This is a genomic window from Arthrobacter sp. NPDC093125 (assembly GCF_044754225.1).
Lineage (GTDB): Bacteria > Actinomycetota > Actinomycetes > Actinomycetales > Micrococcaceae > Arthrobacter.
Genome location: NZ_JBIVOQ010000001.1, coordinates 418508 through 444022 on the forward strand (window position 1 = coordinate 418508; position 25515 = coordinate 444022).

Sequence of the window (25515 nt, forward strand, 5' to 3'; positions counted from 1 at the left end):
TGCCCTGCCTCACCTACCTCGTTCCCTCCCGCACGTCGAAAGGTCGTTTTTCAGCATGAATGATTCCGTTAACCGCCACTTCTCCCGCCGTGTGTTCCTCGGCTCCGGAACAGCCGCGGCCGCCGCCTTTGCTGTCGCCGGAGCCGGAGGCGGAGCCCTGGTGGGGGCGCCCGCCGCCGCTGCCGCGCCCGCCGGCCCAGTTCCCGTGATCAACCCGGTAGTTCCGCAGCGTGCCGACCCGTGGCTCATGAAGCACACGGACGGGAAGTACTACTTCACTGGCTCGGTCCCGGAGTACGACCGGATCATCGTGCGCTCCTCCCCCACCATCGCCGGACTCGGCAGCGCCGGGGAAGCGGTGGTGTGGACGCGTCCCGCGTCCGGCACCATGGGCGGCCACATCTGGGCGCCCGAGCTGCACCATTTCGACGGGAAGTGGCACATCTACTTCGCTGCCGGCGACAGCAATGATGTCTTCCGGGTGCGCATCTATGTCATTTCGACGGCGGCAGCTGACCCCACCACCGCGGAGTGGGAACCGCCAGTCCGCGTGTTTACCCATGCAGACACGTTCTCGTTGGATGCCACCACCTTCGAACACGCCGGCACGCGCTACCTCCTCTGGGCGCAGAGCGACACAGGCGTGAATTCCAGCCTGTACATCGCCTCGATGTCGTCGCCAACCGCTCTTTCCAGCGCACCAGTCCGCATCGCCGTCCCGACGATGGACTGGGAGACGCGCGGTTTCAAAGTCAACGAAGGGGCTGCGGTGATCAAGCGGAACGGCCGCATCTTCGTCACCTTCTCCGCCAGCGCCACTGATGCCAACTACTGCATGGGACTCCTGACAGCGGACGAAAATGCCGACCTGCTGGACGCCGCTTCCTGGGCGAAGACGCCCACCCCAGTTTTCACCACCAACGAGGGGTCGAAGCAGTACGGCCCGGGCCACAACTCCTTCACGGTCGACGAGGCGGGCAACGACGTGCTCGTCTACCACGCACGGTCCTACCGCGCCATCGTCGGCGACCCCCTCTACGACCCCAACCGGCACGCGCGTGTCCAGCGGCTGCACTGGAATGCCGACGGCACACCCAACTTCGGTGTACCGGTTGGCGACGGCGAACTTCCGGTGCGCCTGGAACCTGCCGGCGCTTTAGGTACTTTCCTGGCGCGCGACGGCGTCAATGTTGCGGCTGCCGCCGCGCCCGCTCTGGGGGCATCCCAGTTCCGGATTGCCCCGGGCTACGCCAAGAAGAACTCGGTGGTCATCGAGCCGGTCCTGACCAAGGGACGCTATCTCCGGGTGCAGGGTTCAGCCGTCACCATCGCTGCCACCGAGGGATCGTCCTCAGGCTTCCTCGAACGGGCCGGGCTCTCCAACCGGGCAGGCATGTCTTTTGAGTCGGTCGACTTCCCCGGCTCCTACCTCACGCTCAGGGACGGCATCCTGGCGCTGGCCAAGGTGGGCAAGAACGAGCGGCCGGCGGCCACGTTCTTCCTCCGCTCCTAGTCCTCCCTCACGCGGGGCGCGCGGTTAGTGCGAACCGCCGGTGATGTGGCGGGTACAAGAATGCAGCGTGCAAAGTGCAGGGTCGGCGGTCTTCCGCCGGCCCTGCACGCTTGTTTAAGAACCGCTCAGAGCTAATCCGCTGAGTATGTGCGTCCGCCTGCGGTCCACTGGCGTGCACCCGCCTGCGGTTCATCCCGCTGCGCGGCCGGCTTGGCCGACGAGGGGCAGCATCCGGTTCTGGAAGTGGGTCTGCAGCACAATGGCGCTGCGTGTCCTCGCCCCCGCGCCGGTCCGGTCCGGGAGATCGAATCCAGGTCGTGTTGCAGGTCGTCGTGGGACGCGGCCACGATCCGGATGAGGACATCCTGATCGCCGGAGACGATGTAGATCTCCACAATCTCCCGTATGGATCAACCAAACACAAGCGCCCCTCCCGCGGTTGTAACCGGGAGGGGCGCTGGTGGCTGATGCGGGTCGGGATGAGGCCGGTTAGGCATCGCCTTACGGGCGGCTGCCTGCTGCCACGGGAGGAGCCGGTTCGGCGGGTGTTTGAGCGCGCTCGGCTGGTTTGGGCGGCGCCTCGGATGTGGTTTGCTCAGTGGCGGGCGGGGTGGTCTTGAGCCTGAACCGCTTGGCGACGGAGGATCCGCCGCCGGCGCGGTTCTTGTTGAAGATGTCGAAACCGACGGCGAGCAGGAGCACCAGGCCCTTGATCAGCTGCTGGTAGTCAGTTCCAAGGCCGAGGATGGACATGCCGTTGTTCAGGACGCCCATGATGAGGCCGCCGATCATGGCCCCGGCGACGGTGCCGATACCGCCCTGGACCGCTGCTCCACCGATGAAGGCGGCGGCGATCGAGTCCAGTTCAAAGCCGGTGCCGCCGGCGGGCTGGGCCGAGTTGAGGCGGGCGGTAAAGATCAGGCCGGCGAGCGCGGCCAGGACGCCCATGTTCACGAAGAGCCGGAACGTGACGGCCTTGGTCTTAATGCCGGAGAGTTCCGCGGCGTGCAGGTTCCCGCCGATGGCGTAGGTGTGCCGGCCGAAGATGCTGTTGTTCATCAGCGCGGAGTAGGCGATCACCAGCCCGGCCAGGACGATCAGCACGATCGGGGTGCCGCGGTAGCTGGCGAGGAGGAAGGTGATGGCGAGCATCAGCAGGGCGATGAACGCGGTCTTGGTGGCGAACCAGGCCATGGGTTCGTTTTCCAGGTTGAACCTGCGGCGGATCCGGCGTTCCTTGATGGCCTGGAAGAGCAGGGCCGCGGTGCCGCCAACGCCAAGGATCACGGTGAGCCATTCGAGCACGGAGGTGCCGCCGGAGATGTCCGGGAGGAAGCCGCCGCCCAGGGCCCGGAGTTCGTCCGGGAAGGGGGTGATCTGCTGGTTCTTGAGGGTGATCAGGGTCAGCCCGCGGAAGATGAGCATGCCGGCGAGGGTGACGATGAACGCGGGGATTCCGACGTAGGCGATCCAGTATCCCTGCCACGCGCCCACGAGGGCGCCGACGAGAAGGCACGCGGGGATCGCGGCCCACCAGGCCCAGCCCCAGTGGACAATCATGACGCCGGCGACGGCGCCGATGAAGCCGGCGATGGAGCCGACTGAGAGGTCGATGTGCCCGGCGATGATCACCATGACCATGCCGATGGCGAGGATGAGGATATAACTGTTCTGGACGACGAGGTTGGTGACGTTCTGCGGCTGCAGCAGGATGCCGTCGGTGAGGACCTGGAACAGCAGGACAATCAGGATCAGGGCGACGAAGATGCCGACCTGGCGGAGGCGGCTTGCCAGGAAGCCGAGGGATTCTCGTAGGGCGGACATGGCTCGTTATTCCTTCTCTTGGGTCATGTAGTGCATAAGGGTTTCCTGGGAGGCCTCGGCGATGGGGACTTCACCCGTGACGTGGCCTGCTGACAGCGTGTAGATCCTGTCGCAGATGCCCAGGAGTTCGGGGAGTTCGGAGGAGATCACAATGACGGCTTTACCCTGCGCGGCGAGCTCGGCGATGATCGTGTAGATCTCGTACTTGGCCCCGACATCGATGCCTCGGGTGGGTTCGTCCAGGATCAGCACGTCGGGATCGGAGAACATCCATTTGCTCAGGACCACTTTTTGCTGGTTACCGCCGGAGAGCTTGCCGGTGATGGCGGCAACGGAGGGCGCCTTGATGTTCATGCTCTTCCGGTAGCTGTTGGCCACCGTGGTTTCCTGGTTCTTATCCACCCAGCCGCGCTTGGCGAGCTTGGGCAGGGCAGCCATTGAGATATTGCGCTTGATGTCCTCGATCAGGTTCAGGCCGTAGTGCTTGCGGTCCTCGGTGGCGTAAGCGATGCCGTGGCGAATGGCCTCGGGGACGGTGGAGGTGCTGATCTCCTTGCCGTACTTGAACACCTTTCCGGAGACGGCCCGGCCGTAGGTGCGCCCGAAGACGCTCATGGCCAATTCCGTGCGGCCGGCTCCCATCAGGCCGGCGAGCCCGACGACTTCGCCTTTGCGGACGTTCAGGCTGGCGTTGTGCACCACAGTGCGTGTGTGGTCCTGCGGGTGCTGGACTGTCCAGTCCTCGATGCGCAGAACTTCCTCGCCGATTTGTGGTTCCCGCTCGGGGTACAGGCTGTCCAGGTCCCGGCCCACCATTCCGCGGATGATGCGTTCCTGGGTGATCTGGCCCTGGTCCAGGCGCAGCGTCTCGATTGACTTGCCGTCCCGGATGATGGTGACGGCGTCCGCGACCTTGCGGATTTCGTTCAGTTTGTGACTGATGATGATGCTGGTGACACCCTGGCCCTTCAGGTGCAGGATGAGGTCCAGCAGGTGGTCCGAGTCCTCGTCGTTCAGGGCGGCTGTGGGCTCGTCCAGGATCAGCAGCTTCACTTCCTTGGACAGCGCCTTGGCGATTTCAACGAGCTGCTGCTTGCCTACGCTGATGTGCTGGATCGGGGTAACCGGGTTTTCGTCCAAGCCGACGCGGGCGAGCAGCTTGGCCGCTTCCAGGTTGGTTTTGCGCCAGTCCACCCAGCCCCGGGAGGCCAGTTCGTTTCCCAGGAAAATGTTCTCCGCGATGGACAGGTACGGGCTCAGGGCCAGTTCCTGGTGGATGATCACGATCCCCCGCTTTTCGCTGTCGCTGATGGACGTGAAGTCGCACGCTTCATTCTCGAAGAGGATCTCCCCCTCGAAGGTGTTGTGTGCGTACACGCCTGAAAGCACTTTCATCAGCGTGGATTTGCCTGCCCCGTTTTCGCCGCAGATCGCGTGGACCTCGCCGCGGTTCACGGTCAGGGTGACGTCCTGGAGCGCTTTGACGCCGGGGAAGGTCTTGGTGATCCCTCGCATCTGAAGAATGGGTACGTTCATGATGAATTCCCGCTGCTCTTTTCGATGAACTGACCTGTCAGGGGAGCTCATCTGCTGAATAAGCCCGGGGACCCTGCGGCTGCAGGGCCCCCGGCTTATCTGTTGGATAAGGCGCTGCTACTTGATGTCGGCGTCGGTGTAGTAACCGGAGTCGATGAGTTCCTGCTTGTAGTTGTCCTTGGTGACGATGACGGACTTCAGCAGGTAGGCCGGAACCACCTTGACCTTGTTGTTGTAGGTCTCGGTGTCGTTGGTCTCCGGCTCCTCGCTCTTCAGGACGGCATCCACCATCTTCACGGCCTGCTCGCCGAGCTTGCGGGTGTCCTTGAAGATGGTGGAGTACTGCTCCCCGGCAACGATGGACTTCACGGAGCCCTTTTCTGCGTCCTGGCCGGTCACGACCGGAAGTGCGCCCTTGGAGTAGCCGCCGGTGCTGGTGAGCGCGGATATGATGCCGATGGACAGGCCGTCGTACGGCGACAGCACGCCGTCGAGCTTCTTGCCGGAACCATACGCGGCGGTGAGGATGTCTTCCATCCTCTTCTGGGCGGTTGCCGCTTGCCAGCGCAGGATCGCGGCCTGCTCGAACTTGGTCTGGCCACTGGGGACCTTGATGGTGCCGGCCTCCATGTACGGCTTCAGGGTGTCCATGGCCCCGGTCCAGAAGAAGTTCGCGTTGTTGTCATCCGGGCTGCCGGCGAACAGCTCCACATTGAACGGACCCTTGCCCTCCACCTTCTTGCCCGAAGCGTCGATCAGACCCAGGCCCGTCAACAGGGACGTTGCCTGCTGGACGCCCACCTCATAGTTGTCGAAGGTCGTGTAGTAATCCACGTTCGGCGTGCCGTTGATCAGCCGGTCGTAGGCGATGACCTTGACGTTCTGCTCCTTGGCCTTGGCCAGGACATCCGTCAGCGTGGTGCCGTCGATCGCGGCGATGATCAGGGATTTGGCACCCTTGGTAAGCATGTTCTCAATCTGTGAGACCTGGGTGGGAATGTCGTCGTTGGCGTACTGGAGGTCCGTCTTGTAGCCGAGCTTGGTCAGGGATTCCGAGACGTTCTTGCCGTCGGCGATCCACCGCTCCGACGTCTGCGTCGGCATGGAGATCCCCACCAGTGCACCGGCAGCGTCGGCGCTGCCGGTTGAAGCGGCGGTGCCGGGCCGGCTGCCGCAGCCGGTGGCGCCCACCGTAACAGCCAGGACGACGGCGACGGCGCCCAGGAGTTTCTTGATTCTCACGTTTTTCTCCTTCCGTGGCCTGGCTGGGCCACGAATCGGTGCTTGAGCGGAAAGCGTATGTGCTTTCCGCCGGAGCCGGCCACTTGTGTCCGGCGTACCGAGGCCGTTCCGCAAGGAACGGCACCGGAGCTGTTGTACCGGAATCAGAGATCCCGGTTGCCCCAACACTTCTGTTAGCGCTAACAATTAGGAGCAATACTATCTGCGCGAAAGCTGTGAAGCAAGACACAAATTGGTGACATATCTCCGCTTCCTGGCAGGGCATGGATTGCAGTCACCGCCCTGGCGCGGCCGTCGAGGCCCGGACAACCAGCTTTGGAGTAAGGACCGACGCGGCTTCCGAACGGCCTTGAGCCATGTCGGACAGGAGCATCCGGATGCAGCGCGCTCCGAGTTCCTTGAAGCCCTGGTTGACCGAGGTCAGGGGCGGAACGAAGTACGCGGCCTCGGGTTGGTCGTCGAAGCCCACAACGCTGACGTCCTCGGGAACGCGCAGGCCCGCCTCGCCGAAGGCCCGCAGGGCTCCCAGGGCCATTTGGTCGTTCGCCGCAAAGACGGCCGTGGCGTTTCCCGCGGCTGCCAGCTCCTGTCCGGCCCGGTAGCCGCTTTCGGCGCTCCAGTCCCCCTGGATCAGCACGGCCGCCGGCAGTCCCGCCTGGTGCAGGGTGCGCCGCCAGCCGTCCGCGCGTGCGGCGGCGTCGATCCAGTCCTGCGGGCCTGAGATATGGGCGATGGCGGAGTGACCCAGGTTCACCAGGTGCTCGACGGCGAGCGCGGCGCCCGCGCGCTGGTTCACGGCCACGACCGTCAGGCCTTCACCGGCGCCGAAGCCCACGGCAACGAGCGGGACGCCCATTCGGACTGCACGCAGTGATTTCAGCATGGCCTCGTGCGGAACGATCACGACGATCCCGTCCACGGACTGCAGCAGGAAGTGCTCCAGGGCATCGTTGATGCCCGCCGGCGTCACTGCGCTGAGGCTGGCCATGCTGACGGCGTAGCCCTCATTCCGGGCCGCCTGCTGGACGCCCAGCAATGTGTTTGCAGGACCATACTGGGCGGTGCCGGCAGCCAGGACTCCGATGGCTTGGGACTGCCGGGTGACAAGGCTGCGGGCTGCGGTGTTAGGGCGGTATCCGAGCTCGGCGATGGCGTGTTCCACACGCGCACGGGTCCGCGCTGTGACGTTCGGATGAGCGTTCAGCACCCGGGATACCGTCTGGTGGGATACGCCGGCGAGGCTCGCCACGTCCTCCATCACAGGAGGACGCGGCGTGGGAGTGGTTGTCACAGGGCGAAAATGCTCCAAGCGGCCTGGTGGACCGCACCGGGCTCCAGCCGGATCATATCCACGCCGCTGTTGAAGGCATCGGGCGGGCAGGTCATGGGTTCCACGGCGAGGCCCAGCCTGTTGAGGGCCGGGGGCAGCTTGTCCGCCGTGTGGATCTGGAGCCATTGGCACTTCCGGTCCCAGGATATTCCGACGCCGGTTCCGCCGGGGTCCCGCACCAGCACGCGGGCCTGCCCGCCGCCGTCGAACGTTATGCCGGTGAACGCATGGTCGATCTCCGTGGCGCCGACGGTGCGCGGTATGCGGAAATCAAACTCGTGGCCCGCCACTGGCCGGGTTTCCTTCGGGAGAAGCCTGTCGGGCGTGACCTCGAGGAACTTTCCGGCGGGGACTTCCAGGGTCCACTCCTCGAGGGGCGCCGGCCCCGCCACCAGATACGGGTGCGGGCAGACTCCGTATGGCGCCGCGGTACCGCCGATATTTGCCGTGGTGACACGGCTGTTCAGGCCGTCTTCGGACAGCCGGTACTCGACGGCGATGCGCAGTGCGTGCGGGTATCCCGCCGTCGGCTCCGGGGTGCAGGAGAGGGTCACCGAGGAATCGTCGTGCGACTCCAAAGTCCAGTCCAGCGGGAACACGAGTCCATGGAGGGCGCAGCCGCGTTCGGGCTCATTGACGGGAACCTCGTACTCGGTCCCGTCGAACGCGTACCGCCCGTCTGCGATGCGGTTAGGCCAGGGCGCGGCGATGATGCCCCTGAAATCAGGGATGGGCCCGCCTTCCGGGAACGGAACGATCAGGTCCCGTTCCCGGTGGCGCAGCATCCGCAGGGCGCCGGCGTGCGCCGTGACGGCGGCGGTGTACTCCCCGGCCCGGATCGTGTGTTCGGTCGCAGCCAGTGACCCGGTCACAGCCCGCCGGCCAGCTTGTAGTAGGCGGCGTTCCAGGCGAGTTCCTTCTTGAACTGCCTGATAGTGGTGCCTTCGTCGATGGTGAGGAGCTCGGTCTGCGCGATCTCGGCGAAGTCTTCGAACACGTCCATGCCCACCTGGGTGGAGAGGACGGTGTGGTGCGCGGCGCCTGCCGTCAGCCAGGCCGCAGCGGAGGTGGCGAAGTCGGGCTTCGGAGACCACAGCGCGCGGGCCACCGGGAGGTTGGGCAGCGGCTCGTCAAGATCGACGACGTCGACGGCGTTCGCGACGAGGCGGAACCGGTCGCGCATGTCGGACAGGGCCACGACGACGCCCTGTCCGGCGTCGGTGTCGAAGACCATGCGTACCGGGTCTTCCTTTCCGCCGATGCCCAGCGGGTGGATTTCGACGCGCGGTTTGGCTGCCGTCAGGGAGGGGCAGACCTCGAGCATGTGTGCGCCAAGGATCTTCTCCTGGCCAGGCGCCAGGTGGTAGGTGTAGTCCTCCATCAGGGAGGCGCCGCCGGGCAGTCCGGCGCCCATGACCTTGGCCGCGCGGACCAGGATGGCGGTTTTCCAGTCGCCCTCGGCGCCGAAGCCGTAGCCGTCGGCCATAAGCCGCTGGACGGCCATGCCCGGCAGCTGCCGCAGTTCGCCGAGGTCCTCGAACGAGGTGGTGAAAGCGGCGGAGCCGTTGGCTTCGAGGAAGCTGCGCAGTCCGAGCTCGATGCGGGCGCTGTAGCGGAGGGATTCGTGGCGGGCTCCGCCGGAGCGCAGCTCACGTGCCACGTCGTAAAGCCGCTCGTACTCTGCGACCAAGGTGTCGACGTCGGACTCCGCAGCGCCGTGCACGGCGTCGGCGAGTTCGTTCACGGACCAGGTGTTGACCGAGACACCGAAGCGGAGCTCCGCCTCGGTCTTGTCACCTTCGGTGACGGCGACATTGCGCATGTTGTCCCCGAAGCGGGTCAGCTTCAGTGTCCGGACGGCGGCCCAGCCGGCGGAGGCGCGCTGCCAGACACCGACCTGGCGGGCCACCTCCGGGTTGGACACGTGCCCAACGACGGTCTTGCGCGGCACCCCGAGCCGGGACTGGATGTAGCCGAACTCGCGGTCGCCGTGCGCTGCCTGGTTCAGGTTCATGAAGTCGAAGTCGATGTCCGCCCACGGCAGCTCCACGTTGGCCTGGGTGTGCAGGTGCAGGAGGGGCTTGCGGAGCAGGTCCAGGCCCTGGATCCACATCTTGGCCGGGGAGAACGTGTGCATCCAGGCCGTCACGCCGATCACGGAGTCGTCCGAGTTGGCCTCCAGCGCTGTGCGGCGGATCGCGTCCGAGTCGGTGAGCACGGGCTTCCAGACGAGCCTGACCGGGACGTCCGAGGACTCATTCAGGGCCGCGGCGATCTCCTGGGACTGGGCGGCGACCTGCTTCAGGACGTCCTCGCCGTAGAGGTGCTGGCTGCCGGTGAGGAACCAGACCTCGTAGTGCTCGAGGGAGGTGTTGTTGGCGCTGGACATTGGGTCTCCTTTGAAAAGTCTTTGGTGTGCAGGGCCGGAACTAGCGGCCGTAGACGTTCTGGTAGCGGTCGTAGAGCGATTCGATCTGGCCGGGGTCGATGGGCAGCGGTTCGCCGAGCTGCCGGGACACATGGACCGTACGGGCAACTTCCTCGCACATCACGGCCGCCTTCACGGCGGAGCGGGCATCCTTGCCGATGGTGAACGGCCCGTGGTTCTGCATCAGCACGGCCGGCGAGTTCGATCCCCGCAGCGTCTCCACGATGCCGCGCCCGATCGAGTCGTCCCCGATCAGTGCGAACGGCCCGACCGGGATGGGTCCGCCGAACTCGTCGCCCATCATGGTCAGCACGCAGGGGATTTCTTCGCCGCGCGCGGCCCAGGCCGTGGCATAGGTGGAGTGGGTATGGACTACGCCGCCGACGTCGGGCATGTTGCGGTAAACATAGGCGTGCGCAGCAGTGTCCGACGACGGCGAAAGGTCCGGATTTTCCCAGACTGCCGGGACGCCGTCGGTGTCGGCGCTCAGGCTGCTGACCGGGGTGCCGTAGAGGTCAGTGACCACCATGAGCCCGGGCTTCAGGTCATCGTAGGAGACGCCGGAAGGCTTGATAACCATGAGGTCATAACCGGGAATCCGGCCGGACACGTTCCCGGCCGTCCACACCACCAGACCATACCGGGTCAGCTCCGCGTGCAGCCCGCAGACCTCCTGGCGGATGCGGGCGATGGTTTCCAGCAGCGCGCTCATGCTGACACCGCCTCGCTGTCCAGCGACTGGGCAAGGGCAGACTGGGATTCCGCGGCGGCGTTGCGCTGGATGGCCTTCAGCCGGTGCATAACGTTGTTGGTTCCCCGGCCGAAGTAGTCGTGCAGGGTGCGGTACTCGCGGAACAGCTCCTCGTACGCGGCAACGTTGTCCGGGATGGGTGTGTAGACGGCACCGGGGGCAGCGCCCATGGCCGCGGATGCGGCCCGCACATCGGCGTACTTCCCGGCGGCAACGGCCGCGTGGATGGCAGAGCCCAGGGCCGGGCCCTGGGCGGAGCCGATGGTAGAGAGCTGGAGGCCGGTCACGTCGGCGTAGATCTGCATGAGGAGCCGGTTCTTGAGCAGGCCGCCAGCCACGATGAACTCCTTCACCGGGACACCGGAATTCCGGAAGGCATCGACGATGGTGCGGGTGCCGAAGGCCGTTGCTTCGAGCAGCGCCCGGTAGATGTCCTCGGGGCGGGTCGCCAGGGTCTGGCCGACAAGCACACCTGAGAGCTCGTGGTCCACGAGGACCGAGCGGTTGCCCGAGTGCCAGTCCAGGGCGACCAGGCCGTGCTGGCCGATCGCCTGCCCCGAGGCCAGGTCAGTCAGGTATTCATGGATGCCCTGCCCGGCAGCGGCGGCCGCCTGGTGGTATTCCGGCGGCACCCCGTACTGGGTGAACCAGCCGAAGATGTCGCCCACCCCTGACTGGCCGGCCTCGTAGCCCCAGAGCCCGTCGACGATGCCGCCGTCCACGACGCCGCACATGCCGGGTACTTCGTGCAGTTCGTCGCCGTTCATGACGTGGCACGTGGAGGTGCCCATGATGGCCACCAGCTGGCCCGGCTCCACGGCTTTGGCAGCCGGCGCAGTGACGTGTGCGTCCACGTTGCCCACGGCCACCGCGATTCCCTCCGGCAACCCCGTCCAGGCTGCCGCCTCGGCCGTCAAATAGCCGGCGGCATCACCCAGGCGGCCGATGCTGTGCGCCAGTTTAGCGCTAACAAAGTCCTTGAACTGCGGATTGAGGGCAGCGAGGAAGGCATCGGACGGATAGCGGCCGTCCTGGTAGATGCCCTTGTACCCGGCGGTGCAGGCGTTGCGGACGTAGTTGCCGCAAAGCTGCCAGACGATCCAGTCGGCAGCCTCCACCCAGTGGTCCATCTCGGCGTAGGCCTCAGGATCCTCCTCCAGCAGCTGCAGCCCCTTGGCGAACTCCCACTCCGACGAGATCAGCCCGCCGTACCGCGGCAGCCAGGATTCGCCGAGCTCGGCGGCCAGCGCGTTGATGCGGTCAGCCTGGCCCTGCGCCGCATGGTGGCGCCACAGCTTGACGTACGCGTGCGGCCGGTTGGCGAAGCCCGGCACCTCATTCAGCGGCCTGCCGTCTGCCTTGACCGGCACCATGGTGCAGGCGGTGAAGTCTGTAGCTATTCCGACGACGGCGGCCGGGTCGATCCCGGCGTCTGCGATCGCGGCGGGAACGGCATGCCGGAGCACCTCCCGGTAGTCGTCGGGCACCTGCAGCGCCCATTCCCCGGGGAGACGGGCGGCCGTTCCATGTGCCACCCCTGCCACATCCGCCGGGAGCGCTTCGGTAACCACGGCGTGCGGGTAGTTGAAGACACCACTGCCGAGTTCCTTGCCGTCGCGGACCCGCACCACCACGGCCCGGCCGGACAGGGTGCCGTAGTCCACCCCGATGACATAGTTTTCGCTGCCGTCTGTGACGTCCATGAATCCTCCAAGTAGCCGCCCGTCCACTTTGCGGGCTGGAACTATTGTGAGCGCTAACAACACAGGCCGTCAAGTGCCATGGGCGAGCAGCCGGAAGAGCTGCTTCGGCATTGGTATCATCTGCGCGATCAGGCGGGCGCTGCTGTGCTCCGCCGGACCACGAGTTCAGGCTCCACGACGGTGGTGCTTACGCTCTCACCGTTCTCGATGGCACTGAGCATCAGGTCCATGCAGCGCCGCCCCAACTCTTCGAAGTCCTGGCGCACTGTGGTGAGCGGCGGCGTGAAGTAGCCCGACTCGGGCTGGTCGTCAAAGCCGACCACGGACACATCCTCTGGCACGCGGACGCCGGCCTCGCTGAAGGCCCGGAGCAGGCCCAGGGACATCTGGTCGTTGCCGACAAACAGCGCAGTAGCGTTCCTGTCCCTGGCGAGCCTGCGGCCAATCTCGTAGCCGCTGCCGGCACTCCAGTCCCCCTCGAGTACGAGGCTGTCGTCCAGGCCGGCCGAGCGCAGCGCCTCGCTCCAGCCCTCGGCGCGCGCCACCGCGTCAATCCAGTCCTGGGGGCCGGCGATGTGGCCAATCAGCCGGTGGCCCTGTTCAATCAGATGTCCGACGGCGAGCTCGGCGCCGCGCTTCTGGTCCACCATCGCGCCGCTGACGGCCTCGCTGCCCAGGGAGCCCACGGCCACCACGGGAACGCCGGGCTTCAGTTCAGCCAGTGCAAGGAGGGTTTCAGAGTGCGGCACGATCACCACGATGCCGTCGACGGACTGGTCCATGAAATGCCGGACAGCGTCGGATATGGCCTCGCGGCTCACTGTCCTCAATGCCGCAATGCTGACGAAATAGCCGGCATCCCTGGCGGCCTGCTCCACGCCGAGCAGGGTGTTTGCGGGGCCGTACTGGGAAAGCTCACTGCCGAGGACACCGATCGTCTGGGACTTCCGGGTGACAAGGCTGCGGGCGGCAGGATTGCGCCGGTACCCCAGCTCGGCAATGGCAGCCTCCACCCTCTCCCGGGTGGACTTGCTGACGTTTGGATGGTTGTTGATCACGCGGGACACAGTCTGGTGCGAGACCCCGGCGCGGCCGGCAACATCCTCAAGCCGCGGCATCCGCGCATTGCTCTTTGTCATGGGCTTATTCTGCTTTACCCGGTGCGCGAGCACGAATGACCCGCGGATGCGGCGCCTGCCCGCCCAGCAAAAAGTCCCCGGATCCCTGTTGACCAGGAAGCCGGGGACTGTCCACTCTTCGCTAAAAGAGTGGGCCCTGTGGGGCTCGAACCCACGACCCACGGATTAAAAGTCCGATGCTCTACCAACTGAGCTAAAGGCCCAAACTAACCGTGCATCGAGCATAGGCGACATGCAATGTCACCATCCACGACGCGTGTCAGTTCCAGTCCATTTCTGGACGTTAATACTGTACCCCAGTCCGGGGCGCGCCACTTACGGAAGCGGCTGCCGCCGTCGTCCGATTTGTTCTTCACCAAAAGGCGGAGCCGGGGAGCCCCGAACCTCATGCTCGATTACCGTACGTCACAGGAGTAGCGTGGGGACCATGAGCGACAAAGCAGGAACCAGCGGGCCGGGCGGGGCGGAACGGCACCACAAACCCAAACCTTTTGCGCCCATTGATTTCGAGCCTTTCGCCGGCGGCGCGGACCCGGCGCGGGTTTCCGAAGCAGCCCATCTGGCCGCCCAGGCCTTGGTCCGCCACGGCCGCGACAGTGACGATCCCGTGGTCACCAGGCGCCTGGTCAAACTCGCCGACGAACAGGGGCTCGAAGCCATCGCCGAAATGTGGGCCGAGAGTCCGGCGCGTTCCCTGCCTGGCGCCCTGTGGCGGCTGTACGCCCTGCGCGCGGCGACAGTCCAGGACCCTGAGCGCATCTCGGTCTACTTCAAAGCGGGCAAGGACACCGCGCAGGTTTCCAACGTCGTCGCCGGAGCGGCCGAACCGCCGGGGGCGGATGAAATGAAGACGATGGCGGACGCCATCCTGTCCGGCGCGTTCGACGGCGATTTCGACGTCGCGCTGGAACGTTCCGCAGCCTTCTGCCGCGTGGTTGCGCTCGGGCAGGCGACCATCGCCGACGGCGCCGACCACAGCAACGAGGGCCACGCGCGCAAGCTGACGCGGAATTCCCACCTGCTGGTGAAAACCGCCGAGGACCTCGAGCACGCCGCCAACGCATGGCGGCTGGGCGAACTCGACTGACCCATCGGGCCGGATCTGTCAATGTTGACTTGGTCGGGCCGACGTAGAACACTAAAACTGGTGCCGAGCCGCGAAACCCCCGGGCTTCAACATTTAGCCGCCTAGAGCGGCCTACCGCCGAGAGGCGTATCCGGTTCGGCACCATTTTCATGCCCCGGATACAGCTCCCGGTAAAGTACTGACTAGCCGCGGGCGGGGCGTCAAGTCATACAGCCCGTTGTTCCCCGTCCTGACGATCCTCCGGAGACCGGTACTCATGAAGCTGCGCCTTTTTCCCCAGGAGCCCGCCGGGCTGAACCTCCTGTCGCAGCAGGCCCATCAGATTGTCCTGGCGAGCGGCACCCTGGCGGAAATCCTGGGCGCCCCGGCCTCCGAACATGACCGGCTCGTGGAGGACATGCACAACCATGAGGCCAAAACCGCCGAACTGCAGTTCGCCCTGCTGACGCACATGCGGACCAGCTTCGTGAACCCACTTCCCCGCGAGGACATGTACGGGATGTCCCTCTGCCTCAACGCTGCCATGGAGAAGCTCGATGCCGCGGCCGAGCTCGTGGCGCTGTACAAGCTGGACCGGCTGCCGAAGCGGGCAGCCGACCAGCTGGAGATCATCACCCGCCAGGCCGAACTCACGGCGGATGCGATGCGCCGGCTGAACAACCTCGACGACCTGGAGGACTACTGGATCGAGATCCTCCGTTTGGCGAAACGTGCTGAACGTACGCACCGGGTCTGGGTCGCGGACATGCTCAAGGACATGAAGGCCACGCAATACGCCCGGAACAGGGACATTGCCAACCAGCTGGTGGATGTCACGAAGGACATGCGGCGCGTTGCCACCCAGGTGGGCAGCATCATCGTCAAGGAATCATGAGGTGACGCCGTTCATCTTCGCGCTGGTGGTGGCACTCGCCGCCTCGTTTGCCTTCATCAACGGCTTCCGGGACGTCTCCAACTCCGTGGCCCTGGCCGTCCGGACCCGCGCACTGACTCCAACCGTGGCAGTGCTGCTCGCGGCGGTCTTCAACTTCATCGGGGCGCTCCTTAGCTCCGGCTTCGCTGTTGCAGTCAGCGAGAACTGGGTCACCCTCCCGCAGGGCGACAGCGGCCTCAGCATCCTCGTGGCCGGCCTGGCCAGCGCGTGCATCTGGGGGCTGCACCTTTGGTGGCGCGGCGTTCCGTCCTCGTCGACGCACGCCCTGGTGGGCGGCCTTGCCGGCGCTGGAACGGCCAGCGTCCTGGTAGGCGGCAATGCGGTGGCCGGCGTGGACCAGTCTCTCCTGTTCCAGGTGGTGCTGCCACTGGCCCTGTCCCCCGTCATAGCCTTCGTCGGGGCCTACCTGCTCGTGTATCCCGTGACCTGGGCAGCCCGCTACGCGCAGCCGAATGTGATCAACCGGCGGTTCCGGGCCGCTCAGTCCATCACGGCAGGAGCCGTTGCCTTCGGACACGGGCTGCAGGACGGCCAGCGCGTTGGGGCAGTTCTCCTTTTGGCGGTCCTGGCGGCCGGATACAGCGACGGCGGTTCCATTCCCTTATGGATCGCGATGCTCTCCGCCATCATGATCACGGTAGGAACGCTCTTCGGCGGCTGGCGCATCTCCCACACGTTGGGGCACCGGCTCATCAGGATTGATCCGCTGCGCGGTGTGGTAGCCCAGTCCTTCAGCGCGTTCCTGCTCTTCATCGGGGCCATCGGCCTGCACTTGCCCATCTCCACCACCCACACCGTCACGTCCGGCGTGCTCGGTGCCGGCGAAAACCAGCCGGTGCCCGGGACGCACCGCAAGATCGTGGCGCGGATCCTGTCCCTGTGGCTCCTGACGCCCGTGGTTACCGCCGCGGGCGCATTCGTGCTCGCACTGGCCCTCTCCCCCCTGGCCGGGACCTGACCCCCGCTTAGACACGCATCGGCTGCTCCGCTTCTGCCCGTTTCAGCGTTCAAGAGGGCAGTTGGGGGCAACCGACGGTGTGCGGTGAGTTGGTTGGGGCCACGCCGGCGAGGGCCCCGGCCTGAGCTTGCGAAGGTTGGGAGCCGGTGGGGACTATCCGAAGCGGCCGGAGACGTAGTCTTCCGTAGCCTTCTGGCCCGGGTTGTTGAAGATGGTGCTGGTCTCGGCGTATTCGATGAGCTTGCCCGGCTTGCCGGTGCCGGCGATGTTGAAGAACGCCGTCTTGTCCGAAACGCGGGCCGCCTGCTGCATGTTGTGGGTCACGATGACCACGGTGTACTGGTCCTTGAGCTCGTTGATGAGGTCCTCGACAGCCAGGGTGGAGATCGGGTCCAGGGCTGAGCACGGCTCATCCATGAGGATGACCTGGGGTTCCACGGCAATCGCGCGGGCGATGCACAGGCGCTGCTGCTGGCCGCCGGACAGGCCGGAGCCGGGCTTTTCCAGCCGGTCCTTAACCTCGTTCCACAGGTTGGCGCCCTGCAGGGACCGCTCCACGAGGGCATCGGCTTCGCCCTTGGAGATCTTCTGGTTGTTCAGCTTCACGCCGGCCAGCACGTTGTCGCGGATGGACATGGTGGGAAACGGGTTGGGCCGCTGGAACACCATGCCGATCTGCGTGCGCACGGTCACGGGGTCCACGCCGGGGCCGTAAAGGTTGTCGCCGTCGAGCAGTACTTCCCCCTCGACGCGGGCACCCGGCAGCACCTCGTGCATGCGGTTCAGGGTGCGGAGGAAGGTGGACTTGCCGCAGCCGGATGGGCCAATGAACGCGGTGACGGACTTGGCCTCGATGTTGATGCTGACGTCCTCGACGGCCAGGAAATTGCCGTAGTACACGTTCAGGTCTTTGACGTCGATGCGCTTGGACATGATGTTCCTTAACTTGCTCGTATGAATTGAAGTCTAGATCCCGGGGGTTCGATGCGGAACGGCGGGAATTAGTGGCGGGCCCTGTGCTGCCCTTGGAAAACGCCGGTTAGCGGCCGGCCTTCGGGGCAAAGATCCTGGCGATCAGGCGGGCGCCGAGGTTGAGCAGCATCACGAGGATGATGAGCACCAGGGCGGCGCCCCAGGCCCGCTGCGAGGAAGGATCCGGGTTGGACGGCGAGGTGGGGTTCAGGATCTGGGTGTAGATGAACGTGGGCAGGGAGGCCATCCAGCCGCTGAACACGTTGGTGTTGATGCTCGTGGCGAAGCCCGCGGTGACCAGGATGGGAGCCGTCTCGCCGATGACCCGGGCGATTGCGAGGGTGACGCCCGACGCGATGCCGGAGATCGCCGTCGGAATAACCACCTTGAGAATGGTCCGCCACTTGCGGACGCCCAAGGCGTAGGACGCCTCGCGCAGCTCGTTGGGCACGATCTTCAGCATTTCCTCGCTGGAGCGGACCACCACCGGGATCATCAGCACGGAAAGCGCGACGGCGGCGACGGCACCGGTTTTGGTGCCGGGCCCCACGACGGCGAAAAAGAAGGCGGCGGCGAAGAGGCCGGCCACGATGGACGGGATGCCGGTCATGACGTCCACAAAGAAGGTGATGGCGCGGGCCACCGGGCGGTCGTTTCCGTACTCCACCAGGTAGATGGCGGTCAGCAGGCCCACCGGGACGGAGATCAGAGTGGCCAGCAGGGTGATTTCCACCGTGCCGAGCAGCGCATGGTAGATGCCTCCGATGACGGGTGCACCGTCCTCGGCGGCCCTGTTGTCGTAGACACCGGTGACGCCATTCATCGAATAGTGCAGGAAACCGGGGGCCATGAGGCCCGGGATGCCGTTGGCCATGACCGTCCAGATGACGGAGATGAGCGGAAGCAGAGCGACCAGGAAGGATCCCACCACAAGGCAGGTGGCCAGTTTGTCCTTGGCTTTGCGGGCGCCCTCGACAGCGGCGCTCCAGCCGACGAGGCCGGCGGCGAAGAGGATCGCCGAGACGATTCCCCAGCCGAAGGCGTTAAAGCCGATCAGGGCCAGCAGCGCGGCAGCGACGACGAGTGCAACGCCCAGCACGACGTAGGGGGCGTACTTGGGCAGCTGCCCTTTAGTCAGTGCGGACCGCTTGCGGACCGGGGTGAGGGTGGAGGTCATTTAGTTGGCTCCCGAGAATTCTTTGTGCCGGTTGATGATCCACCGGGCAATCATGTTGACGGCAAGCGTGATCACGAACAGGACCAGACCGGCGGCGATGAGCGTGCTCACCTTCAGGCCGCTTGCTTCGGGGAAGTTCAGGGCGATTTCGGCGGCGATGGTCTGGTTGCCCGACTGGATCAGGCTTGCGGTCAGGGCGCCGGAGGAAAGCACGAGCGCCACAGCCATTGTTTCGCCGAGGGCGCGGCCGAGGCCGAGCATGACGGCGCTGATGATGCCGGGGCGGGCGAAGGGCAAGACCGACATCTTGATCATTTCCCAGCGCGTCGCGCCCAGGGCCAGAGCGGCTTCCTCGTGCAGTTTGGGGGTCTGCAGGAAGATCTCGCGCGACAGGGAGGTGATGATCGGGAGCACCATGACGGAGAGCACGATTCCGGCAGTCAGGATGGTCTTGCCGGTAGCGGAGGCGGGTCCCTGGAAGATGGGGAGCCAACCCATGTTGGCCGCCAGCCAGTCGTAGGCCGGTGCTATTTCCTTCGCCAGGAACGCTGCACCCCAGGCGCCGTAGATGACCGACGGGATGGCCGCCAGCAGGTCGACCACATAGCCCAGCCCCGAGGCCAGGCTGCGCGGGGCATAGTGCGAGATGAACAGTGCCACACCGATGGCCACGGGGGTGGCTATGACAAGCGCGATGATGGCGGCAATCAGGGTGCCGATCACGATCGGCCAGATGTAGGCGAAGAATCCTTCTCCGCCCTGGATGTCCTCGGCCGGAGCGGTAAACGCCGGAATGGCCTGGATGACGAGGAAGAGCGCAACGCCAAACAGCACGGCAAGGATGAGGCATCCTGCTGCCAAAGCGGCTCCGGAAAAGACTTTATCCCCGACGCGTCCTGCGCCTTGGGGTTTGGTCAGGGAGGTGACGGTCATACCTGGCCCTTCGGGTGTTGGTGGTGTGGAACTGCGGATCATGAAGGCAGCAGTGCTCTTTACACGGCTAATTCCCCGCCCAGCCAAGCGGCTGGACGGGGAACCGCAGCGTTCAGTTCAAACCTTACGACTTGACCTTGATGGATTCGATGGCCTTGGTGGCCTTGGTGCTGAGTGCGGCGGACAGCGGAGCAGACTTGGCTGACTCAGCGGCGGCCTGCTGGCCCTCTTCGGAGACGACGTACTTCTCGAAAGCCTTGACCAGGTCAACGGTCTCCTGCGTGTCGTACGTCGAGCAGACGACGTGGTAAGACACCAGGACGATCGGGTAAGCGCCGGACTCAGTGGTGGTGCGGTCCAGGTCAATGGCGGTGTCGTTTTCGGCGCGGCCTGCAACCGGCTTGCCGGCGTCAACGGCCGCGGCGGCAGCTTCCGGCGAGATTTCAACGAACTCGGAGCCGACCTTGATCTTGGCGGTGCCAAGCTTGCCGCCGACGGCGGAGTCGTCCGCGTACGTGACGGCCCCGGGGGTGTCGGTGACGGTCTTGACCACGCCTGAGGTGCCCTTGGCGTTCTCGCCTTCGAGGGCAGCGGGCCACACGCCGTCCGCTTCGTCCTTCCAGACCTCGGGAGCGGCTGCTTCGAGGTACTCCGTGAAGTTCGTGGTGGTGCCGGAGTCATCGGAGCGGCTGACGGGCGTGACCTGCAGGTCCGGAAGACTGGCATCCGGGTTCAGGGCAACGATGGCGGGGTCATTCCACTTCTTGATCTCGCCGCGGAAGATCTTGGCAGCCGTCGGGGCATCGAGGTTCAGCTCCATGACGTCCGGGATGTTGAAGGCAATGGCTATCGGCGAAATGTAGACGGGGATGTCGATGGCCCCGCCCGGACCACACTGTTCCTTGGACTGGGCCAGTTCCTCGTCCTTCAGATAGGCGTCGGATCCGGCGAACTGCGCCGAGCCGTCGAGGATGGCCTTGCGGCCGGCGCCGGAGCCGTCCGGCGAGTACTGGACGGTGACCCCCTGGTTTGCGGTGGCGAAGTTGGTTTTCCAGACATCCATTGCCGCGCCCTGTGCAGAGGAGCCGATGCCAGTCAGGGTACCGGTGACCTTGGAGCCGGCCTGGCCCCCTGTGGCCGCGGTGGGATTGTCCGAGCCGCAGGCGGTAAGCGCGAGTGCGCCGGCTGCGATGACAGCAATGGCCGTGTGGCGGCTGAAGCGGAATGACTTCACTGGGTGTGCCCCTTCCAGGGTTTCTGTGCGGTCCGGCCCGGAGACGACCTGACACGCTGATGCGTTTGCCTTCATCGAAGGTATGGGCCCCAGGTAACGAGTATTGGGGTCCAAGGTGAACGGAGGATTAACGACGGCGGGATGTTTGCTTACAGATGCCCGGTTCCCATTGCGCTGGACGCGCCGCAGTCGTAGTGCAGCGCCCATGTGGCACGATGTGCCGTATGGAGACCCCCGGGAACCTGGAAGCCCACCGCGTGGATGGCAGCCGGCCTTCCGATGCCGCCGTCGACTTGTACCGCAGGCTGAGCGCCGACATCGCGGCAGGGGTAGGAGTGGTGTCCTCTACGTTGCGCAACCGCGATTATGCTGCGACCGTCACCGGATTCCTGTCCGTTTCCTATGACCCGCCCACGATGCTGGTCAGTCTCTACGCCGAATCTCGCATCGGCGAGGCCGTGGAGGAAGCAGGTGTATGGGCGCTGAGCCTGCTCTCAGGCAAGCATCAGGGTGCGGCCAACTGGCTCGCGAGCCCAGGGACTCCGCTGCAGGGACTGCTGGCACAGGTCCCGTTCCGGCGCGGCCCCGCCACCGGCTCGGCGATTCTCGACGGTGCGCTTGCCTACTTCGAGCTGCGCACTGTGTCCGTGCACCAGGCCGCCACACACCTGATCATCGTCGGCGAAGTCCTTTCCATGGGCACCGATGCTGCACCGGCTGAGGCGCCCGATCCGCTAATCCACTTCGGCTCGAGCTACCGGCGTCTGGCGCCGTAGACGGCGGAGGGAGAAGACTGAGTATCAGGACAGGCGGCATCACCGCCGATAAACGAACGAAGTGAGGAGTGGAACATGGTTCCTGAAATCAACATCTGGGCGGTCCTGGTTGCGACGCTGTCCACGATGGTCGTGGGGTCGCTTTGGTACACGCCCAAGGTCTTCGGCAACTACTGGATGCGCGTGGCCAAGGTCTCGCCGAGCGGCGAAGCGAAGGATGCCGTCAAGCCCATCCTGATCACCCTCGCAGTGAGTTTTGTCAGCGCCCTTGTCCTGGCGGGATCCGTTGCCATCGCGCAGGAATTTTACGGCGGCAGCTTCCTGGGCAATTCCCTCATCACTGCCGTCATACTGTGGGCAGGCTTCACGGCGGCCCGCTTCATCACACACGACGCCTTCGAGGGCCGCCCCGCTGGCCTCACCGCACTGAACTGCGCCCATGAGCTCGTGACCTACCTGGTGATGGGGCTGATCATCGGACTCTTCGGCATCTAAGCGCGAACGGACACTTAAGGCCCCCGTCTCCCAACGCTTCCAAGCGCGAACGGACACTTAAGGCCCCTGTCTCCCCACGCTTCGAAGCGCGAACGGACACTTAAGGCCCTGTTTCCCCCAAGGCTTCGAAGCTGGTAGGGGCCGTATCCGTACGTTCGCGCCGGCTGGCGGGGCCGTATCTGTACGTTCGCGCCGGGCCGTGGGGCCATAAGTGTACGTTCGCGCTAGCTGCGGGGGCGGAGGCGGGCCACGAGCGTCGCGGCGAGGAACGCCGTCGTCATTTCCAGGGCGATGACCGCAAGCAACCCGGCGGCAGCGTGTCCCTCCGATCCTGCCGCCGCCGCCGACACCACCGGCGCTGCCGCGGCGTGGCTGTGGACCGAACCGCCCGGGGCAAGCAGCAGGAAGGCATGGACTGCCGCCATCGCGACCCCCGAGGCCATTATCCGGCGCAGGGCGGAGACACTGCTCTGGCGCCACACGTGGACGGCGCACGGCACGCAGACCGCCACCATCACGAGCATCAGCGCGTTGAGCCTCAGGCCATGGTGGTTGCCGGCAGCGAGCCACACGTGGGCTAGGCAGGACGCGGCGGTCACCACGGCGCAAACCCGGGAGTGGAGCAGAGTGCCGGCCGCCCGGCCCCCCGCTCCCCGGACGCGTCCCTCGGCAACGCTTCCGGAGGCAACTAGTGCCGGGAGTGCTGCCGAAGTCATGCCTGGAACCCCCGCAGCGGAAACCGCTCAGCCATGGCAGTGGTCACCTGACGGCTGGCAGTGGCTGGCCCCCTGGGCGGACGCGGGAACATCCAGTACCGGGCTGCGGTCGAAGAAGCCTTCGGGGCGCAGCTTGAAGCCCACTGTGTCCACGGGCATGATCGGCCAGTCCTCGACGCGGGGGAAGTGGGTGAGCCCGAAGGTGTGCCACACCACGATGTCCTGTCCGTCGATGTCCCGGTCCTGCGCGATGTAGGACGGCAGGCCGGCACCGCCGGAGTGCTGGTTGACGAAATCGCCGGTGGGGTAGCGCTCGTCGTCGGCGTACCGGGTGACCCACAGGTCCTTCGTGGCGAACGCGGCCCGGCGCGCGATGGAGGATTCCGGGTCGGCCATCAGCGTTGGCTGTCCTTCGGAGTGGAGCTTGTAGCCCACCGGTTCTCCAAGGCGGTTGCGGGATTCGGGGTTGGAAATGATCCAGGTCCGGCCGCTGCGGGGATCGCCTTCGCGGGCCGCCTCGGACTCGCGTGCCAGCACGGTGCGCTTGCGGGAGAACGCGTTTCCGCGCGGGTTGCCTTCGCCCATGGGCTGGCGGACCACGTCCTCCTCCTCCACCCTGTTGGTGAACCCGTCAACCGCCATGTCGAGGCGTGCACTGAAGATGTGCTGGTGGAACGGCGCGCCGAGCCCGGGTGCGAGCTGGGAAATGTTGTCTGAGCCGCCCTCCGGGAACGCCGAGGTGAAGACGACGCCGGTGGCCTTGGCCTCGAACTCGATAGTGCCGTCGAGGTAGAGGTACCAGTAGAAGCCGTAGTCGTAGTTGCCGATGGTGGTGAAGAAGGAGATCACCATGCGGCGGTTCCGGCGAGTGTAGTTGATGCCGGACCAGAGGTCGCTGTGCTTGGCCAGGATGCCCCAGTCCTCCTCATGCATGCAGATGCCGTTGCGGATCTCGCGGGGGTTGCCGAAGGCGTCGCTGATGACGGGGCTCAGGTAGGTGATGTCCCCGAGGCAGTCACAGCCCAGTTCGAGGGAGTTGGCGTACTGGCCCACGAGGTATTCGCCGGTGTCGAAGTAGTTCTGCCATGACCGGATGGGTGAAGGATCGCCGTACGGAACCACCATCTCGGCGATGGAGGCCCGGTTGATGATGGGACGGAGCCGGTCCCCGTCCCGGAAGGCGATGTTGTGCAGCACCACGCCTTCGCGGACGTCAAAGCCAACGTCCAGGCTCCACTTCTCCCATTCGATGTGGTTGCCGCCGGTGATGGTGAAGCTGGGACCCTCCGGCTGGGTGATCGAAATTGGCTTCTGGGTGGTGCGCAGTGGGCCGGTGAGTTCGGGGTCGGTGTAGTTTCCGTGTTCAGCCGGAACCGGGAAGATTCCGGTGTCGATGACCTGGGTGACTTCCTTGTTGACCACATCCACGTAGGCCACCAGCCCGTCCACCGGGTGGGCCCAGGCGCTGTCCTCAGGGAAGTTCTGCACGAACGCGAGCCCGCGGAGAATCCGGCGCCCCCTCTCCTCCGGGTACTCGAACACGCCGGCGGACAGCGGGGCCACACGCACCTTGCTGACATCCAGGTCACGGGCGGCCAGGGCCTTCAGCCACCGCTCGTCCCCTACCAGCAGCGCCTCCACCACTTCGAACTCCTCTTCGAGGACCGGCAGTTCGCCCGTGGCTGCGGTGTCGAGCTCGACGGCGGAAACAACAGTGCCGCTGGTGACGGACACGGTGACGTCGTGGGGACGGGCGCCGGAAATGTCGTGGATGAAGACCCGGAAGCGGCGGTCCACGGCGCGGGTAGTTGTGGCACCGCCGGTGGCTGCCCCGTCGGCGCCCGTGCCGCGGACGGGGCTAACGCGGGCAGGGTCCAGCAGTCCGAGATAGGCGATGCGCTTCTCCGCGCCTAGGAGCCCTTCCGCGCGGAGAATGTCCTGCACTTGTGTAATTTCTGCGGCCGTGGCCAGTCGGAAAGGGCTGGCTACATCTGTGAGTGAGGGCGTCATGGCGTCCTTCGGTCCGGGACCCTGGCGGATCGGATTTTTATTTTCTATAGTTGTAGAGAATAAGCGTCCGTAAGATAAGTCACAAGAGTCTTACGCCAAAAAGATTTACGGGGAGCAGCCGGGTGCCAAAGATTGTTGACCACGATGAGCGCCGGCTGGAACTGGTCGGAGCGACCTGGCGGATCATTGCGCGGCTCGGCATCGAGAGTGCCACCATGCGTGAGATCGCCACGGAAGCCGGCTTCGCCAACGGGGCCCTCAAGCCCTACTTCCCCACCAAGGACACGCTGCTGACCTTCGCCTTCAGCCATGTCTTCAACAGAACCAACGACCGCATCGCGGAGGTCACCGCCGGCAAGTCGGGAATCGCCGCCCTAAGGGCGTTTTGCCTGGAGGTTCTGCCGCTGGATGAGGAGCGGGTCAGCGAAGCGCGCATTGTCATTCCGTTCTGGCAAAAGGCCATCAACGATCCCGAAAAGGCCGCCATCCACCAGGAATCCATGGAGCAGTGGCAGGCGGCCATCGTCCGGCACCTCGCGGAGGCAAGGAAGAACGGCGACGTGAGTGCCTCGGCCGACGACCGCGTCATCGCCGGCCACCTGCTGAACATGCTGCTGGGTGCCCAGATCGCGGCGGCACTCGCCGCGGAGGGCCAGCCCGACCTCAGGCTCACCGATCAACTCCAGTCCTTTCTGGACCTGCTGGCCAAGTAGCCTCGGCTGCAATTCTTTTTTCGCCAACTGTTGAAAAAAGTCTT

The 25515-nt window shown here is 65.4% G+C and carries 23 protein-coding genes and 1 tRNA gene; 7 read left to right on the forward strand and 17 right to left on the reverse strand.

What is annotated here, in order from left to right; translation table 11 throughout:
- The first annotated feature begins 55 nt into the window (after positions 1–55).
- On the forward strand, positions 56–1513 hold the full coding sequence (locus ACIP9X_RS01930) for a family 43 glycosylhydrolase (RefSeq protein ID WP_400478026.1): 1458 nt from the start codon (positions 56–58) through the stop codon (positions 1511–1513).
- Positions 1514–1644: 131 nt separating this feature from the next.
- Here the strand turns inward: ACIP9X_RS01930 and ACIP9X_RS01935 are convergent, their stop codons facing one another.
- The 11 genes from ACIP9X_RS01935 to ACIP9X_RS01985 form a co-directional block, all read right to left on the reverse strand.
- Positions 1645–1908, reverse strand: coding sequence for a hypothetical protein (locus tag ACIP9X_RS01935; protein WP_400478027.1), 264 nt, complete (start codon positions 1906–1908; stop codon positions 1645–1647).
- Between the two features lie 106 nt (positions 1909–2014).
- Positions 2015–3337, reverse strand: coding sequence for a multiple monosaccharide ABC transporter permease (mmsB, locus tag ACIP9X_RS01940; RefSeq protein ID WP_400478028.1), 1323 nt, complete (start codon positions 3335–3337; stop codon positions 2015–2017).
- A gap of 6 nt (positions 3338–3343) precedes the next feature.
- Positions 3344–4873 carry a multiple monosaccharide ABC transporter ATP-binding protein gene (gene mmsA, locus ACIP9X_RS01945; protein ID WP_400478029.1) on the reverse strand — a complete coding sequence of 510 codons (1530 nt, stop codon included), beginning with the start codon at positions 4871–4873 and terminating at the stop codon, positions 3344–3346.
- A gap of 117 nt (positions 4874–4990) precedes the next feature.
- A complete protein-coding gene (gene chvE / locus ACIP9X_RS01950) occupies positions 4991–6115 on the reverse strand; it encodes a multiple monosaccharide ABC transporter substrate-binding protein (RefSeq protein WP_400478030.1) in 1125 nt (374 codons plus the stop codon).
- Positions 6116–6389: 274 nt separating this feature from the next.
- A complete protein-coding gene (locus ACIP9X_RS01955; RefSeq protein WP_400478523.1) occupies positions 6390–7373 on the reverse strand; it encodes a LacI family DNA-binding transcriptional regulator in 984 nt (327 codons plus the stop codon).
- Positions 7374–7402: 29 nt separating this feature from the next.
- Positions 7403–8317, reverse strand: a complete 915-nt coding sequence (locus ACIP9X_RS01960) for an aldose 1-epimerase family protein (protein ID WP_400478031.1) — start codon at positions 8315–8317, stop codon at positions 7403–7405.
- Positions 8314–9834: an L-arabinose isomerase gene (gene araA, locus ACIP9X_RS01965; protein WP_400478032.1), complete on the reverse strand. Its 1521-nt coding sequence runs from the start codon at positions 9832–9834 to the stop codon at positions 8314–8316. Before araA ends, ACIP9X_RS01960 begins: the two co-directional genes overlap by 4 nt.
- A gap of 40 nt (positions 9835–9874) precedes the next feature.
- Positions 9875–10585: an L-ribulose-5-phosphate 4-epimerase gene (locus tag ACIP9X_RS01970; protein WP_400478033.1), complete on the reverse strand. Its 711-nt coding sequence runs from the start codon at positions 10583–10585 to the stop codon at positions 9875–9877.
- Positions 10582–12327: a ribulokinase gene (gene araB / locus ACIP9X_RS01975; RefSeq protein WP_400478034.1), complete on the reverse strand. Its 1746-nt coding sequence runs from the start codon at positions 12325–12327 to the stop codon at positions 10582–10584. Before araB ends, ACIP9X_RS01970 begins: the two co-directional genes overlap by 4 nt.
- 128 nt (positions 12328–12455) lie before the next feature.
- Positions 12456–13466, reverse strand: coding sequence for a LacI family DNA-binding transcriptional regulator (locus ACIP9X_RS01980; protein WP_400478035.1), 1011 nt, complete (start codon positions 13464–13466; stop codon positions 12456–12458).
- A gap of 130 nt (positions 13467–13596) precedes the next feature.
- Positions 13597–13669: transfer RNA gene (locus tag ACIP9X_RS01985), tRNA-Lys, on the reverse strand.
- A 224-nt stretch (positions 13670–13893) separates the two neighbouring features.
- Between ACIP9X_RS01985 and ACIP9X_RS01990 the strand changes: the two genes are divergently transcribed.
- From ACIP9X_RS01990 to ACIP9X_RS02000, 3 genes are all read left to right on the forward strand, one after another.
- Positions 13894–14553 carry a hypothetical protein gene (locus ACIP9X_RS01990; protein WP_400478036.1) on the forward strand — a complete coding sequence of 220 codons (660 nt, stop codon included), beginning with the start codon at positions 13894–13896 and terminating at the stop codon, positions 14551–14553.
- Between the two features lie 256 nt (positions 14554–14809).
- Positions 14810–15427: a DUF47 domain-containing protein gene (locus tag ACIP9X_RS01995; protein WP_400478037.1), complete on the forward strand. Its 618-nt coding sequence runs from the start codon at positions 14810–14812 to the stop codon at positions 15425–15427.
- Position 15428: 1 nt separating this feature from the next.
- Positions 15429–16445: an anion permease gene (locus ACIP9X_RS02000; RefSeq protein WP_400478038.1), complete on the forward strand. Its 1017-nt coding sequence runs from the start codon at positions 15429–15431 to the stop codon at positions 16443–16445.
- A 153-nt stretch (positions 16446–16598) separates the two neighbouring features.
- Here the strand turns inward: ACIP9X_RS02000 and pstB are convergent, their stop codons facing one another.
- The 4 genes from pstB to pstS all read right to left on the reverse strand — a co-directional run bounded on the left by pstB (position 16599) and on the right by pstS (position 20761).
- Positions 16599–17378 carry a phosphate ABC transporter ATP-binding protein PstB gene (gene pstB, locus ACIP9X_RS02005; RefSeq protein ID WP_400478039.1) on the reverse strand — a complete coding sequence of 260 codons (780 nt, stop codon included), beginning with the start codon at positions 17376–17378 and terminating at the stop codon, positions 16599–16601.
- A gap of 106 nt (positions 17379–17484) precedes the next feature.
- On the reverse strand, positions 17485–18594 hold the full coding sequence (pstA, locus tag ACIP9X_RS02010; RefSeq protein WP_400478040.1) for a phosphate ABC transporter permease PstA: 1110 nt from the start codon (positions 18592–18594) through the stop codon (positions 17485–17487).
- Positions 18595–19527 carry a phosphate ABC transporter permease subunit PstC gene (pstC, locus tag ACIP9X_RS02015; RefSeq protein WP_400478041.1) on the reverse strand — a complete coding sequence of 311 codons (933 nt, stop codon included), beginning with the start codon at positions 19525–19527 and terminating at the stop codon, positions 18595–18597.
- A gap of 124 nt (positions 19528–19651) precedes the next feature.
- A complete protein-coding gene (gene pstS / locus ACIP9X_RS02020; RefSeq protein ID WP_400478042.1) occupies positions 19652–20761 on the reverse strand; it encodes a phosphate ABC transporter substrate-binding protein PstS in 1110 nt (369 codons plus the stop codon).
- 224 nt (positions 20762–20985) lie between these two features.
- Between pstS and ACIP9X_RS02025 the strand changes: the two genes are divergently transcribed.
- Together ACIP9X_RS02025 and ACIP9X_RS02030 are read left to right on the forward strand one after the other, a co-directional pair.
- Positions 20986–21537 (forward strand): flavin reductase family protein, encoded by a 552-nt coding sequence (locus ACIP9X_RS02025; RefSeq protein ID WP_400478043.1) that lies wholly within the window; start codon positions 20986–20988, stop codon positions 21535–21537.
- Positions 21538–21612: 75 nt separating this feature from the next.
- Positions 21613–22032 carry a DUF1761 domain-containing protein gene (locus tag ACIP9X_RS02030; protein ID WP_400478044.1) on the forward strand — a complete coding sequence of 140 codons (420 nt, stop codon included), beginning with the start codon at positions 21613–21615 and terminating at the stop codon, positions 22030–22032.
- 224 nt (positions 22033–22256) lie between these two features.
- Here ACIP9X_RS02030 and ACIP9X_RS02035 read toward each other — a convergent pair whose 3' ends face one another.
- Both ACIP9X_RS02035 and ACIP9X_RS02040 read right to left on the reverse strand, forming a co-directional pair.
- Positions 22257–22748 carry a hypothetical protein gene (locus ACIP9X_RS02035; RefSeq protein WP_400478045.1) on the reverse strand — a complete coding sequence of 164 codons (492 nt, stop codon included), beginning with the start codon at positions 22746–22748 and terminating at the stop codon, positions 22257–22259.
- A gap of 27 nt (positions 22749–22775) precedes the next feature.
- The gene (locus ACIP9X_RS02040; protein ID WP_400478046.1) at positions 22776–24758 is read right to left on the reverse strand and encodes a primary-amine oxidase; all 1983 of its coding nucleotides are present in this window, start codon (positions 24756–24758) and stop codon (positions 22776–22778) included.
- Between the two features lie 122 nt (positions 24759–24880).
- On the opposite strand from ACIP9X_RS02040, the gene ACIP9X_RS02045 reads away from it, so the two are divergent.
- A complete protein-coding gene (locus ACIP9X_RS02045; RefSeq protein ID WP_400478047.1) occupies positions 24881–25471 on the forward strand; it encodes a TetR/AcrR family transcriptional regulator in 591 nt (196 codons plus the stop codon).
- The last annotated feature ends 44 nt before the right edge of the window (positions 25472–25515 follow it).